Raw genomic sequence first — 14393 nt, forward strand, 5'->3', positions numbered from 1 at the left:
TTAATTCAGGCTAAGGCCCAATACAATCCCAAAAAATAAAAATCCGCCCAGCCAATTGTTATGACGAAATGCTAGGAAACACTCTTCCCGCTTTCGAGTAGCAACAAGTTTCATGTGGTAAATAGCGCACCCCAGTGCCATCACCCAGCCTACCAAAAAATAATTACTTAAGTCGGCAAGTTGAGCTACCCACAACTGAGTAATGAACAGAATGGCGTAACTCGTACCAATAGCGATCACATCATATTTTCCAAAAGTAATTGCTGATGTTCGCAAACCCAGACGTAGATCGTCCTCGCGATCGACCATTGCATACGCCGTGTCATAGGCTATCGCCCAAAATAGATTGCCAATAAATAGAATCCAAGCTTCTAAGGGGATAAAGTTCAATATAGCCGCATAAGCCATCGGAATACCGAAGCCAAATGCAATTCCAAGTACCGCTTGAGGCATCGCAAAAAAGCGTTTTGTGAATGGGTAAATAAAGGCTACTATCAGCGCCAACACTGAGAGCTGCTTTGTATAAAGATTCAAGGGTTGAGTGAGCAAAAAAGCCATCAAAGCTAGTATGACTGCGACGCTAATCGCCTCCTTACCAGAGATTTTTCCGCTTGTGACTGAGCGCCCTTGGGTTCTCTGTACATAGCGATCAAAATCACGATCCGCATAATCATTCATGGCGCAGCCCGCGCTACGCATTAAGAATGTGCCCACTACAAAAATTAACAAAATTTGGGGGTCTGGAATACCACTGCTAGCTAGCCACAGAGCCCATAGCGTTGGCCATAGCAAGAGCAGAGTGCCGATAGGCTTATCTAAGCGAATTAAATAAGCATAGGCGCGAAGACGATCACTAAAGGACATTCGTAAATTATGCCTTTAGAAACTCTGCGCGAGAACCCAACCAACGCTCTAAGCGTCGCCCCACAATATCTGCATGTTCTGCCAATAAGCGATCTGCAGCCCGCTGAGCCAATTCAATTAGCCAAGCATCGCGCTGTAAATCCACAAATCGCAACATGGCATCGCCCGATTGTTTTGCCCCCAAGAGCTCACCCGGTCCACGCAAGGATAAATCACGCTCCGCAATCACAAATCCATCCGAGGTCTCGCGCAACGTTTGTAAACGCTCTTTAGCGGCAATGGATAAAGGTTCTGAGTACATCAAAATGCAAACTGAATCTGTCGTTCCACGCCCAACACGCCCTCTCAATTGATGAATCTGTGCGTAACTAAAACGTTCGGCATGCTCAATCACCATTAAAGCAGCATTCGGAACATCAACCCCAACTTCAATCACGGTCGTAGCCACTAAAAGTTGGATCTCATTGGTTTTAAACGCGGCCATCACAGCAGCCTTCTCTTCTGCCTTAAGTCGTCCATGCACGAGGCCAACTTTAAATTCTGGTAAAGCCTGCGTTAGCTGTTCAAAGCTCTCAACGGCAGTTTGTAACTGCAAAGCCTCGGACCCTTCAATTAATGGACAAACCCAATATGCTTGTAACCCTTTGGATAGCCAACTTTGCAATCCTTGAATCACTTCGTCGCGACGACCATCTTTTACAACCTTAGTTGTAATCGGCTTACGGCCTGGAGGCAATTCGTCGATAACCGATACATCCAAGTCAGCGTAATACGTCATAGCCAATGTCCGAGGTATGGGAGTAGCAGACATCATGAGTTGGTGACAATAGAACAGCTCAGAGCCGACGCGCTGCTGGATTTCTAAGCGCTGACGAACACCAAAACGATGCTGTTCATCAATCACCGCCAAGCCTAACATAGCAAAGCGGACAGTTTCCTGAATCAGGGCATGCGTTCCAATAATTAGCTGAGCAACGCCAGTTTCAATTTGCTCTTGCGCTAAGCGTTTTTCTTTTGCTTTCAGGCTCCCGGATAACCAGACCACTTGTATGCCCAAGGGCTCAAACCACTCCATCATCTTTAAATAGTGTTGCTCGGCTAATATTTCTGTGGGGGCCATAATGGCAGCTTGAAATTCGTGCTCCATCACACGAGCCGCTGCCAATGCGGCAATTACCGTCTTCCCGCTCCCCACATCTCCTTGCAATAGACGATTCATCGGAAAAGCCTTTGACAGGTCCGAAGCAATTTCACCCCAGACTTTTGTTTGAGAGTTTGTTAGTTCAAATGGCAATACCTTCAACAAGCGATCTTCTAGGCTATTAAGCCTCTTACCGTCACTAAAGCTTGGAGCGTGTCGCTCTCTCCGAATTGCGTGGGCTCGCTTTAGGGAGATTTGCTGAGCCAGAAGCTCTTCAAACTGTACCCGACGCCATGCGGCGTGCGTTCGATCCAATAGGGCTTGGGTATCTGCGTCAGCTGGAGGTTGGTGAAGATACGTAATTGCTGATTGGAGAGTTGGCCAGTCATTACTTGGCAATAATTCAGCCATCAACTTCTTTGGCAAGAATTCCGCCAAACTATCCTGCAAACTGGATTCGCGTAAGGCTTGCGTCACCGCTTTCCGAATGGCTGCCTGCGACACTCCAGCGCTAGCTGGATAGACCGGTGTCAAACTTTTTGGCAAGGGCGCATCGGGAGCAACTGCTTTGACAGCAGGGTGAACCATCTCGGGACCTTGAAAACCTTCACGCACATCTCCTCGTACGCGAAGATGTGCCCCGATTGCCATCTGCTTTTGTTGACTAGGATAAAAATTCAGAAAGCGTAATTGCAAGATTGCAGTGTCATCCTCAATCGTGACGAGCATCTGCCGTCTTGGTCGAAAGAGCGCCTGATTACGAATCACCACCCCTTGAGTCTGAATGGAATGAAATCGTCCTTGCACTAGGCATTCTTCGATCGTCGCCAACTCGGTCCCATCCTCATAGCGCGACGGTAGGTGCAAAGCAAGAGCCATGGGGCTGTTTAATCCCATCTTTTGGAGAGTATTTGGCGCTTGCTTCGTAGTCATCGTTAAAATCTAATACCTGATGGTAATGCTATGCGACTTTCTGACTTCAATTACGACCTTCCTGCCGAACTCATTGCCCAACATCCATTGGCCAATAGAACCGATAGTCGCCTCCTAGAGGTCAAGCTAAATGGTGTTGATCGTGCCAAGTTAACAGACCTCCAGTTTAAAGAGATTATTAACCTGATTCATCCTGGAGACCTTTTAGTCTTTAATGACACCAAGGTTATTCTAGCCCGGTTGCATGGCAAAAAAGAAACTGGCGGAAACGTTGAAATCTTGATTGAACGTATTATTGGAGATAAACAGGCTTGGGTACAAATTCGGGCATCCAAAGTCCCTAAAACAGATGCTATTGTTCATATCCACAATGCTGCTGGCGAGACCTTTCCAGTTGAAATGATTGGCTGTGACGGTCGTTTTTATGAGGTTCGTTTTCCTGAAAATGTGTTTGCATTGCTTGATCGCTTTGGTGAATTACCACTTCCCCCATACATTGAGCATCAGCCTGACAGCGAGGATGCCAAACGCTATCAAACGGTTGTTGCCCAAAATCCCGGTGCTGTTGCTGCGCCGACTGCAGGGTTGCACTTTGATGAATCCATGCTAAAGCAACTTAGCGACCATGGAGTGAAGCAAGCTACCGTAACCTTGCATGTCGGGGCTGGCACTTTCAGCCCCGTTCGCGAAGAAGACTTATCAAAACATCGGATGCACTCTGAATGGTTTTCCATTCCTGAGAGAACCCTTCAGACGATCTCGGAGACCAAAAATCAAGGCGGGAGAATTATTGCCGTAGGCACCACCAGCTTACGAGCCCTGGAAAGCCAAGCATTAACTGGTCAAAGTAGTGGCGAGACGAATCTCTTTATCACTCCTGGATATTCATTTAAAACGGTGGATTGCCTACTAACGAACTTTCATCTGCCAAAATCCACTTTATTAATGTTGGTCAGCGCATTTGCAGGCATGGAAAATATTCGTGCCGCTTATCAACATGCTATCGAACAGAAATATCGCTTCTTCAGTTACGGGGACGCCATGTTTCTTTGCCGACTTGAGAGTTGATTGCTATGAATAAACCTGTTCACTTTTCCATTTTGGCGCGCGACTCCCAGAGCCCCGCACGCTTGGGTCAATTAGATCTTCCTCACGGTAGTGTGCAAACCCCAATCTTTATGCCTGTAGGCACTTATGGGACCGTAAAGGCGATGACGCCACGCGATCTTCATGAAGCAAAAGCACAAATCATTCTGGGCAACACGTTTCATCTTTGGTTACGACCAGGCTTGGATGTCATCAAAAAACATGGTGGTCTGCACCGCTTTATGGGCTGGGATAAACCCATTCTTACTGACTCTGGCGGCTTTCAGGTATTTAGTTTAGGGGCGTTACGCAAGATCTCGGAAGAAGGCGTGACATTTGCTTCGCCGATCAATGGTGACAAACTATTTATGTCCCCAGAGGTATCCATGGAAATCCAGGCGGTTTTAAACAGCGATATTGCTATGCAATTTGATGAGTGCACCCCCTACGAAACTAAAGGCCAGCCTACCTCCGAAAAAACCGCTCGCGCTTCATTAGAAATGTCTTTGCGTTGGGGTGATCGCTCCCTGAAACGCTTTAGGGAGCTGAATACTGGCAATGGCCTCTTTGGCATTGTGCAAGGTGGCATGTTTGAGAGCCTGCGCGAATTTTCTTTAGAGGCAGTCAGTCAACAAGGCTTTGATGGTATTGCCATTGGGGGGCTATCCGTTGGCGAACCGAAACCGGAGTTTGAACGAATTCTCAATTTCACGGCGCCAAAATTACCAGCGCATATGCCCCACTATCTGATGGGTGTGGGCACTTCAGAAGATTTGATTCTGGGTGTTAGCTTGGGGATTGATATGTTCGATTGCGTCATGCCTACCCGTAATGCGCGCAATGGATGGCTTTTTACCCGCTTTGGCGATCTGAAATTGCGCAATTCTGGCTATAAGGACGATGATCGCCCGCTGGATCCAACCTGCACCTGTTACACCTGCCAAAACTTCACTCGGTCCTATTTAAATCACTTACAAAAAGCAAATGAAATCTTGGGATCACAATTAAATACCATCCACAATCTCTCGTATTACCTCCAACTCATGACCGAGGTGCGGGAGGCGCTCAGCAAGGATCGTCTTAGCGCCTATCGCGAGGAATTTCATGCCAATCGCCAGCGCGGCGTTGAGCCCGGTCAGGATTAATAGCCCCAGAGAGGCAATAACCCCCGGAAATCACCTCTAAAGCCCCATACCGTTTAGAATTGCGGGTTTACGGCTGATTTATTCAAGCCCCCCAAAAAATGTGGTTTCTATTTGTCATTAATGGAGGTTTTCTATGTGGATTAGCAATGCTTTTGCTCAGGCTCCAGCCGCGGGCGCAGATGCGGGTGGCTTAATGAGCTTCCTCCCGTTGATTTTGATGTTTGCAGTGCTGTACTTCATCATAATCCGCCCACAAATGAAGCGCCAAAAAGAAACGAAAGCAATGCTTGCAGCATTAGCAGTTGGTGATGAAGTCCTCACCGTGGGCGGTCTCTTTGGCAAAGTCACTGCCATTAAAGATGATGTGGTTACTGTTGAAATTGCAGCAAATACTCAAGTGCAACTGCAAAAAGGTGCGATTACTACCGTATTGCCTAAGGGCACCTTGAAGTCAGTCTAATAGGTCTTGTTAATACGCTTGTTTAAAAGTATCTCAATATGAATCGCTACCCACTTTGGAAGTACATCGTTATCGCCGTTGCTTTACTCATCGGCGGACTTTACTCATTACCAAATTTCTATGGTGAAGCACCAGCGGTTCAGGTCTCGTCTGCCAAACCAACCATTAAGGTTGATTTGGCAACGCAGTCTCGCGTCGAGAAAATTCTCGCCGATTCGGATATCAACAGTACTGGCGTATTTTTTGAGAGCGCTGGCAATGTTGGCTCAATCAAAGTTCGCTTTAACAACACGGACATTCAATTGTGTGCCCGTGATTTATTGCAACAAAAATTGAATATCAATCAGAATGATCCCAACTACACAGTAGCATTAAATCTGCTATCCAATACTCCAGGATGGCTTAATGCAATCAACGCATTACCAATGCCTTTAGGGCTGGATTTGCGCGGTGGCGTCTACTTCCTATTGCAAGTCGATATGAAGGGTGCAGTACAGAAAAAAGTGACGTCACTAGCAACTGATATTCGCAGCCAATTGCGCGATAAAAATATTCGTCATCAAGGGATTGATCGTAATCCAGACACCATTTCGATCAATTTTGGAAACGCCGATGAAGCGGATGTCGCTCGTACGCTTTTAAATGCCTCCCAACCAGATCTTATTTGGCTAGTGAAAGCAGGAGGAAGCTCTACAAAACTCATCGGGGAATTTAAGCCAAAAGCATTGAAAGACATTCAAGACAATGCAGTTAAACAAAATATCATCACGCTCAATAAGCGCGTCAATGAGTTGGCGGTAAAAGAGCCTGTCATTCAGCAACAAGGTGCGGAGCGTATTGTGGTGCAGTTGCCAGGCGTACAAGATACAGCTCGCGCCAAAGATATTATTGGTCGTACTGCTACTCTTGAATCACGACTTGCTGACCCGCTAGCATCAACCATTGGCATCGGTGAAACACCGCCCCCTGGAATGGATACTTTCCGGTTTGGTGAAAATCGTTTGGGTGTTCTCAAAAAATCCGTCATCTTTAGTGGTGACCGAATCACGGATGCTAGCGCAAGCTTTGATCAAAATCAGCGCCCTGCCGTAAATATCTCCTTGGATGCAACTGGTGGTCGCGTCATGCAAGAAGTGACTCGTGAAAATATCGGCAAACCAATGGGCATGATTTTGTTTGAAAAAGGTAAGGGTGAAGTACTTACTATCGCCACGATTCAAGGAGAATTTGGCTCTAAATTTCAAATCACTGGTCAACCAACTACCGAGAGCGCCAACGACTTGGCCCTCTTGCTGCGCGCAGGATCTTTGGCAGCGCCCATGGAAATTATTGAGGAACGTACCATTGGACCAAGCTTAGGCGCTGAGAATATCGAGAAGGGCTTCAAATCATTATTGATTGGATTTGCAGCAATCTCGATTTTCATGATCGCTTATTACTTGTTGTTTGGCACCTTCTCAGTTGTGGCATTAGCCGTCAACTTACTACTTCTGATTTCAGTGCTGTCAATGTTGCAAGCAACGCTCACATTACCGGGCATTGCTGCGATGGCGTTAGCACTGGGTATGGCAATTGACTCTAACGTGTTAATCAATGAGCGTATCCGCGAAGAGCTGCGTAATGGCTCATCGCCACAAACCGCAATTGCGGTTGGCTTTGATAAAGCTTGGGCAACTATTCTTGACTCTAACGTCACCACCCTGATTGCCGGCCTTGCGCTGCTGGCATTTGGTTCAGGCCCAATCAAAGGCTTTGCCGTGGTTCACTGCTTAGGTATTCTGACTTCCATGTTCTCGGCTGTCTTTTTCTCTCGCGGTCTAGTCAACCTTTGGTATGGCAGACATAAGAAGATACAGAAACTGGCAATCGGCCAAGTTTGGCGCCCACAGGAGAAATAAGTCATGGAATTTTTTAGGATCAAAAAAGATATTCCGTTCATGCGCCATGCATTGGTGCTCAACGCTATCTCATTAATTACCTTCCTAGCTGCAGTTTTCTTTCTTTGGCATAACGGTCTACATCTTTCGATTGAGTTCACGGGCGGAACCGTCATGGAGGTGACCTATCCTCAAACTGCACCATTGGATTCCATCCGCTCAAAAGTCGAAAAATTAGGCTATACCGATACTCAAATTCAAAACTTTGGCAGCTCACGCGATGTGATGATCCGCCTTCCACTCCAAAAAGATGCTGATGGAAAGCTGATTTCCTCTGCCGACCAAAGCAATGCGGTCATGCAAGCTCTTGATCCCGTAAGCACTGGCGTCAAATTGCAACGCGTTGAGTTTGTTGGCCCACAAGTTGGTCAAGAACTCGCCATTGATGGCTTAAAAGCATTGATTTTTGTGATCATCGGTATTGTTCTTTACCTATCCTTCCGATTTGAGTGGAAGTTTGCGGTTGCCGGCATCATCGCCAACTTGCATGACGTAGTGATCATTCTTGGCTTCTTTGCATTTTTCCATTGGGAATTTTCACTCTCTGTTTTAGCAGCAGTTTTGGCTGTCTTAGGCTATTCCGTCAATGAATCGGTGGTGATCTTTGACCGTATTCGTGAGAACTTCCAAAAATATCGCAAGATGAATACCCGCGAAGTCATTGATAATGCGATCATCAGCACTATTAGCCGTACCGTAATCACTCACGGCAGTACCGAGATGATGGTTCTGGCTATGCTGATTTTTGGTGGTCCAACCCTGTTCTACTTTGCCCTAGCGCTTACGATCGGTATTTTGTTTGGTATTTATTCATCCGTTTTCGTTGCCGCTGCTCTGGCAATGTGGCTTGGCGTTACCCGCGAAGATCTAATCAAGGGCAGATGACAATGCGCGTAATGATGACCCAAACTATATGGGGCACGAGTTTAGGCAAAAAGCTTAAACAGTAATTTGCTGATCAAGAGCGGCCAAGATTCGCTTGGTTGCCCCCTGATGTTCAACGGCGTAATTCTCGGCAGCATGATGCATCTTTAATAGCTCTGCACTGTTTAGTAGCAATTCTTTCAGAAATTCCATTAAGGCGGTTGTATCGCCCAACAATAACTCACCCTGGATTCGTTTAGCCGCGCCAACGGCAACAGCATCAAGTGCGGCCTGTTGAAAGTTGTATGTATGCTCACCCAATAGAACTGGGCAGCCTGCCGCACAAGCTTCAATCAGATTCTGGCCACCAAATGGCAATAAACTTCCGCCCATGATTACGAGATCCGATGCACTGTAATACATCGGCATCTCCCCCATCGAATTCCCCAAAATGACATCTAACCCGACATCATCTTTGGGGACATCTTGCCATTCAGAACGGCGACGGTATTTGAATCCCGCCCCATGAATCTGATCCGCCACTTCTGTAAAACGCTCAGGATGTCGGGGGACGATACATAGTAATGGTTGAATCTCAACAGTATTGCTGAGCAATAAGTCTTTCCATGCCTTCAGGATAATTTCTTCTTCACCATCACGCGTACTGGCGGCACAGACCATGAGACGCTTACGGGCATGTAATGCCTGCTGCCAAGTTTTGCCTTGAGCAACTAAACACGAATCCAAGGGAACATCAAACTTAAGATTGCCAGCAATCAAAACATTTTCAACGCCTAAATTACGATACCGTTTAGCATCAAATTCGGTTTGTGCCAAGATTCCAGCAAACGCTTGAAATAAAGCACGGCCGGCATTTCCAAAGCGACTCACACGTCGAGCGCTCCTCTCGGATAAACGAGCATTTACTAAGAAGAGGGGCAGGTCAATCTCAGCACAACGAAAAACGATTGTTGGCCAGGCTTCGGTCTCCATAAAAAGCCCGAATTTTGGTCTAAAGGTTTTTAGAAAATGCTCTACGGACCAGCAAAGGTCATAGGGCAAATAAACTTGCCGTATTTGTCCAAAAGCAATCGCATGATTAAAAAGCTGTTTACCGGTACGACGCCCATTAAGGGTCATATGTGTAAGTAAGATCGATTCACCACGCGCAAGATAAGCGTCGATCAATGGTTGTGCTGCGCTCGTCTCCCCAACCGAAACTGCATGAATCCAAATAGAGCCCTTAGTAAGGGGCTTGCCATATCCAAAGCCAAGACGCTCTGGTATGTGATGCAAGTATGCAAATGAATGGCGGGCACGCCAAACAAGACGCACAAATGCTAATGGCAATAGCAGATGCCACAGCAGTTGGTAAACAGAAAACCAGAACCGAGGGCGCGCCCCGTACTCTGACCCCGAAGTTACGCTCACTTTTTGAGACGTTCGGTCAATTCAACCGCCTTACCTAGGTATGAAGATGGTGTCATTTCCAATAAACGCGCTTTTGCATCTTCCGGAATCTTCAAGCCACGAATAAAGTTTTGTAAATCTGCTTGATTAATACCTTTTCCGCGCGTCAATTCTTTTAACTGCTCATAAGGATTTTCAATGCCATACCGGCGCATAACCGTTTGCACTGGTTCAGCCAAAACTTCCCAGCACTCGTCCAAATCAGCAGCGATAGCAGCATGATTTACTTTCAGCTTACCTAGACCGCGTAAGGCGCTGTCATAAGCTAGCACACTGTGACCAAATGCAGGACCGAGATTACGCAATACCGTAGAGTCGGTCAGATCGCGTTGCCAGCGAGAAATTGGCAGCTTCTCAGCAAGGTGACGCAACAGGGCATTGGCAACACCGAGATTGCCTTCCGAGTTTTCAAAGTCAATTGGATTTACTTTATGCGGCATGGTAGAAGAACCGATTTCACCAGCTTTGGTGCGCTGTTTAAAGTAACCAACTGAAATGTATGCCCAGAAATCACGATTCATATCCAAAAGAATGGTGTTTGCACGCGCGATAGCATCAAATAATTGCGCCATACCATCGTGCGGTTCAATCTGAATTGTATATGGATTAAAGGTTAGGCCTAGGCGCTTTTCGACGACATCTTTCGAGAAATTCTCCCAATCAAAATCCGGATAAGCAAATAGGTGTGCGCTGTAATTACCTACGGCGCCATTCATTTTGCCAAGTAGCGGAACGGAAGCAATCGCCTCGATTGCCCGCTCTAAACGCTTAGCAATATTGGCGATCTCTTTTCCAAGGGTAGAGGGAGATGCAGGTTGGCCATGAGTACGGGACAACAATGGCGCCTTGGCGTGCTCAAGCGCTAAGTCGGTTAATGTAGCAAGCACTTTACGCAGTTGAGGTAGAAGAACTTCATCTCGTGCGCCACGCAACATTAACCCATGAGAAGTATTGTTGATGTCTTCCGAGGTACAAGCAAAGTGGATAAATTCACTTGCCTTTAGTAGATCAGGGCGGCCGGCTACCTTTTCTTTCAAGAAATATTCCACAGCCTTGACATCGTGATTGGTGACTGCCTCAATGTCCTTGATGCGTTGTGCATCTGCATCCGAAAATAGTTCTGGCATGGAGAGTAAAAAAGCTTCATCTGCCGAATTAATTTTTGGCACATCTGGCAATCCAGCCGCTGCCAATGCCAGGAGCCAATGAATCTCAACAAAAACGCGTTGGCGCATGAATGCAGCCTCGGACAACCAGGGGCGAAGCGCATCGAGTTTTCCGGCATAGCGGCCGTCTAATGGGGAAAGGGCATTAAGGGTAGAAAGCGGCTGACTCACGAATATTGCCTTTGCGATGGAGTTTTAAGTATCAGAAAATCTTGATTTTAATGCGTTCTAGCTCTGGCAAACCCCTGTTTTGATAGCTATACTGTGCCCCATGAAACTCATTGGATCCCTCACTAGCCCCTATGTACGCAAAGTACGCATTCTTTTCCTGGAAAAGAAGCTCGATCTGGACCTTGAACTTGACAATGTCTAGGCTGCAGACACAAAAATTGCCAATTCCAACCCCCTAGGGAAGGTGCCGTGCCTGATTGCGGACGATGGCGAGGCCATCTATGACTCTGGAGTCATAGCGGAATATGCCGACGGCTTGAGCCCGGTCAGCAAACTCATTCCCACCGATAACCGGGAACGTGCTTCCGTCAAAACTTGGGAAGCATTAGCCGATGGTGTAATGGACGCAGGCATCTTAGCTCGACTTGAGCGTACCTGGCGCTCTGCGAATGAACAAAGTTCTGCTTGGGTAGATAGGCAAATCGGCAAAATCAATCAATAAAGCACTTGAGCAAATGTCAGAAAATCTTGGTGAAAATGCATGGTGTCATGACAACCAAATGACCCTAGCAGATGTTGCCGCTGGTTGCGCAATTGGTTACTTATTATTTCGTTTTCCAGAAATTCAATGGCAAGCATAATTTCCAAATTTAAATCACTTGTATCAAAAATTATTACAACGCGCGTCGTTTATTGAAATTGAACCACCTGCTGCATAAATAATTTAGGCGGAAATAATTCCACCGCCCAAGCAAACGTCTCCGTCATATAAAACAGCAGATTGACCAGGAGTCACCGCCCACTGTGACTCCGGAAAACTCAAACTAAATTTTGAAATTTCACTGCCTGGATTGAATCCGCATGCTGAATCCGCTTGACGATAACGTATCTTCGCAGAGTAATTTCCGCTTACGGGAGCCGAATCGGCAACCCAACTTGCATCAATCGCATCAAACGTATTCGCCAATAACCATGGGTGCTCATGGCTTTGGACAACATATAGAGTCTTGTTCGCCACATCCTTCCGAGCAACGTACCAAGCGTCTCCAGTGCCATCTTGACTGCCGCCTAGTCCAATGCCTTTACGCTGACCAAGAGTAAAAAATGCTAAGCCCATGTGCCCCCCCACCACTTTGCCCTCGAGCGTTTTAATCGGGCCTGGCTCTCGCGGTAAATAGCGATTTAAGAACTCTCGAAAAGGGCGTTCACCAATAAAACAAATGCCGGTGGAGTCTTTTTTCTTAGCGTTGTGCAACCCAATCTTTTCAGCAATCTTTCGTACCTCTGTTTTCGGGATCTCCCCCAAGGGAAATAAAACATTTGCCAATTGTTGTTGCGTCAAGCGATGCAAGAAATAACTTTGGTCTTTGCTTGCGTCCAACGCCTTTAATAATTGCACACTACCATTTTCATGGCGCGCGCGCGCGTAGTGTCCAGTTGCAATCGCATCTGCACCGAGACTCATCGCATGATCTAAAAATGCCTTAAATTTAATTTCAGTATTGCACAGCACATCAGGATTTGGGGTTCTTCCAGCCGCATACTCCCGAAGAAATTCAGCGAAGACGCGCTCACGGTATTCCGCAGCAAAATTGACTGCCTCAACGTCAATACCAATTAAGTCAGCAACCGACACGACATCCAGCCAATCCTGTCGGGCAGAGCAGTGTTCGTCGTTATCGTCATCCTCCCAATTCTTCATAAACAGGCCCACAACCTCGTAGCCCTGTTCCTTGAGCATCCAAGCGGCAACCGACGAATCCACGCCCCCAGACATGCCAATAACGACTTTCTTGGGGTTGGACGACGGGATTGCCGAAGAATTGAGCTGGATCATCAAAAAATGCGAGAATTCAATATAAGCTGATAAGCCACATTGTAAAAGTGTTAGCCCGATTTAACCGAGATTTAGGCAAAAATCATGATGGGCTTACGGGGGTAAGTAAATAGGGTCTTTTAGGCTCGTTTATCTAAAATACGTTTTTAAAAATTTTGCTTTTGGAGACATGCCATGCGCATAGGAGTGCCACTGGAAACTAAACCTGGAGAAACCCGAGTTGCTGCCACACCAGAAACTGTAAAAAAACTCGTTGGTCAGGGCCATACCGTTGTCGTTCAAAAGGGTGCTGGCGTCAATGCCAGTCAACCCGATTCGGCCTATGAAGCAGTTGGCGCATCGATTGGTAGCGCGGCCGATGCGTTTGGAGCAGAAATCGTTCTCAAAGTGCGCGCTCCAGAAACTTCGGAACTAAAGCAAATCTCAACTGGCAGTGTGCTAATTGGCATGCTCGATCCATTTAACAATGACAACATTGCCGCGATGGCAGCACAAGGCATTACTGGCTTCTCTCTAGAAACGGCACCCCGCACTACACGCGCACAAAGCATGGATGTGCTGTCATCTCAAGCAAACATCGCAGGCTATAAGGCTGTCATGGTTGCCGCCAATGAATATCAACGCTTCATGCCGATGTTGGTGACAGCGGCAGGAACTGTAAAAGCAGCGCGCGTACTGATTCTTGGTGCGGGTGTTGCTGGCTTACAGGCTATTGCAACCGCAAAACGTCTTGGCGCAGTTATAGAAGCATCAGATGTTCGCCCTGCTGCCAAGGAGCAAATCGAATCATTGGGCGCAAAATTTGTTGATGTTCCCTATGAAACCGATGAGGAACGCAAAACCGCCCAAGGTGTTGGCGGCTATGCTAGACCGATGCCAGAGGCTTGGATGAAGCGTCAGGCTGCTCTGATTGCCGAAAGAGCACAACAAGCGGACATTGTGATTACTACCGCATTAATTCCGGGCCGAAAACCGCCAGTACTACTGCATAGCGATACCGTTGCCAATATGAAACCTGGCTCGGTAGTGATTGACTTGGCTGCTGGCAAAGGAGATAACGGCTCTGGCAACTGTCCATTAACTCAAGCAGATAAAGTCGTCGATATAAATGGCGCAAAGATTGTTGGCTACACTAATTTAGCCAGCATGGTTGCGGCAGATGCCTCAGCGCTCTATGCCCGCAACTTAATTGACTTTCTGAAACTCATTATCGACAAAGAAGCAAAGTTAGTCATTCCAAATGATGATGACATTGTTACTGCCTGCTTAATGTGTCGCGATGGTCAAGCTATTCGCAAAAACTAATAGAACATCTATAC

At 46.9% G+C, this 14393-nt stretch carries 11 protein-coding genes and 1 pseudogene; 7 read left to right on the forward strand and 5 right to left on the reverse strand.

All coding sequences use genetic code 11. The features are described 5' to 3' along the window. Together ubiA and recG are read right to left on the reverse strand one after the other, a co-directional pair. A complete protein-coding gene (ubiA, locus tag BQ1619_RS06970) occupies positions 1 to 864 on the reverse strand; it encodes a 4-hydroxybenzoate octaprenyltransferase (RefSeq protein WP_114663050.1) in 864 nt (287 codons plus the stop codon). 7 nt (positions 865 to 871) lie between these two features. Then, on the reverse strand, positions 872 to 2938 hold the full coding sequence (gene recG / locus BQ1619_RS06975; protein WP_114663051.1) for an ATP-dependent DNA helicase RecG: 2067 nt from the start codon (positions 2936 to 2938) through the stop codon (positions 872 to 874). 30 nt (positions 2939 to 2968) lie between these two features. Here recG and queA point away from each other — a divergent pair, with 30 nt between their 5' ends. The 5 genes from queA (at position 2969) to secF (ending at position 8451) form a co-directional block, all read left to right on the forward strand. Beyond that, the gene (gene queA, locus BQ1619_RS06980; RefSeq protein ID WP_114663052.1) at positions 2969 to 4006 is read left to right on the forward strand and encodes a tRNA preQ1(34) S-adenosylmethionine ribosyltransferase-isomerase QueA; all 1038 of its coding nucleotides are present in this window, start codon (positions 2969 to 2971) and stop codon (positions 4004 to 4006) included. A 5-nt stretch (positions 4007 to 4011) separates the two neighbouring features. Further along, complete coding sequence (tgt, locus tag BQ1619_RS06985) at positions 4012 to 5169, forward strand: tRNA guanosine(34) transglycosylase Tgt (RefSeq protein WP_114663577.1); 1158 nt, start codon at positions 4012 to 4014, stop codon at positions 5167 to 5169. 133 nt (positions 5170 to 5302) lie between these two features. Beyond that, positions 5303 to 5629 (forward strand): preprotein translocase subunit YajC, encoded by a 327-nt coding sequence (yajC, locus tag BQ1619_RS06990; RefSeq protein WP_114663053.1) that lies wholly within the window; start codon positions 5303 to 5305, stop codon positions 5627 to 5629. A 38-nt stretch (positions 5630 to 5667) separates the two neighbouring features. Next, positions 5668 to 7527, forward strand: coding sequence for a protein translocase subunit SecD (gene secD, locus BQ1619_RS06995; protein WP_114663054.1), 1860 nt, complete (start codon positions 5668 to 5670; stop codon positions 7525 to 7527). A gap of 3 nt (positions 7528 to 7530) precedes the next feature. Continuing rightward, on the forward strand, positions 7531 to 8451 hold the full coding sequence (gene secF, locus BQ1619_RS07000) for a protein translocase subunit SecF (protein WP_114663055.1): 921 nt from the start codon (positions 7531 to 7533) through the stop codon (positions 8449 to 8451). A gap of 54 nt (positions 8452 to 8505) precedes the next feature. On the opposite strand, the gene BQ1619_RS07005 is transcribed toward secF, so the two are convergent. Further along, positions 8506 to 9861: a 3-deoxy-D-manno-octulosonic acid transferase gene (locus tag BQ1619_RS07005; RefSeq protein ID WP_114663056.1), complete on the reverse strand. Its 1356-nt coding sequence runs from the start codon at positions 9859 to 9861 to the stop codon at positions 8506 to 8508. Next, the gene (gene purB / locus BQ1619_RS07010; RefSeq protein WP_114663058.1) at positions 9858 to 11237 is read right to left on the reverse strand and encodes an adenylosuccinate lyase; all 1380 of its coding nucleotides are present in this window, start codon (positions 11235 to 11237) and stop codon (positions 9858 to 9860) included. The genes BQ1619_RS07005 and purB overlap by 4 nt, the downstream gene beginning before the upstream one ends. Before the next feature lie 100 nt (positions 11238 to 11337). Between purB and BQ1619_RS07015 the strand changes: the two are divergent. After that, positions 11338 to 11956 (forward strand): annotated as a pseudogene (locus tag BQ1619_RS07015) (glutathione S-transferase N-terminal domain-containing protein). A 5-nt stretch (positions 11957 to 11961) separates the two neighbouring features. On the opposite strand, the gene mnmA reads toward BQ1619_RS07015, so the two are convergent. After that, a complete protein-coding gene (gene mnmA, locus BQ1619_RS07020) occupies positions 11962 to 13074 on the reverse strand; it encodes a tRNA 2-thiouridine(34) synthase MnmA (RefSeq protein WP_114663060.1) in 1113 nt (370 codons plus the stop codon). Positions 13075 to 13248: 174 nt separating this feature from the next. On the opposite strand from mnmA, the gene BQ1619_RS07025 reads away from it, so the two are divergent. After that, positions 13249 to 14379, forward strand: a complete 1131-nt coding sequence (locus tag BQ1619_RS07025) for a Re/Si-specific NAD(P)(+) transhydrogenase subunit alpha (RefSeq protein ID WP_114663063.1) — start codon at positions 13249 to 13251, stop codon at positions 14377 to 14379. The last annotated feature ends 14 nt before the right edge of the window (positions 14380 to 14393 follow it).

Origin of the sequence: Polynucleobacter necessarius (assembly GCF_900095195.1) — a bacterium.
GTDB lineage: Bacteria > Pseudomonadota > Gammaproteobacteria > Burkholderiales > Burkholderiaceae > Polynucleobacter > Polynucleobacter necessarius_G.

Coding starts and splice junctions, on each gene's coding strand:
- ubiA (WP_114663050.1), bottom strand. CDS start 864: ATGTCCTTTAGTGATCGTCTTCGCGCCTATGCTTATTTAATTCGCTTA.
- recG (WP_114663051.1), bottom strand. CDS start 2,938: ATGACTACGAAGCAAGCGCCAAATACTCTCCAAAAGATGGGATTAAAC.
- queA (WP_114663052.1), top strand. CDS start 2,969: ATGCGACTTTCTGACTTCAATTACGACCTTCCTGCCGAACTCATTGCC.
- tgt (WP_114663577.1), top strand. CDS start 4,012: ATGAATAAACCTGTTCACTTTTCCATTTTGGCGCGCGACTCCCAGAGC.
- yajC (WP_114663053.1), top strand. CDS start 5,303: ATGTGGATTAGCAATGCTTTTGCTCAGGCTCCAGCCGCGGGCGCAGAT.
- secD (WP_114663054.1), top strand. CDS start 5,668: ATGAATCGCTACCCACTTTGGAAGTACATCGTTATCGCCGTTGCTTTA.
- secF (WP_114663055.1), top strand. CDS start 7,531: ATGGAATTTTTTAGGATCAAAAAAGATATTCCGTTCATGCGCCATGCA.
- mnmA (WP_114663060.1), bottom strand. CDS start 13,074: ATGATCCAGCTCAATTCTTCGGCAATCCCGTCGTCCAACCCCAAGAAA.
- BQ1619_RS07025 (WP_114663063.1), top strand. CDS start 13,249: ATGCGCATAGGAGTGCCACTGGAAACTAAACCTGGAGAAACCCGAGTT.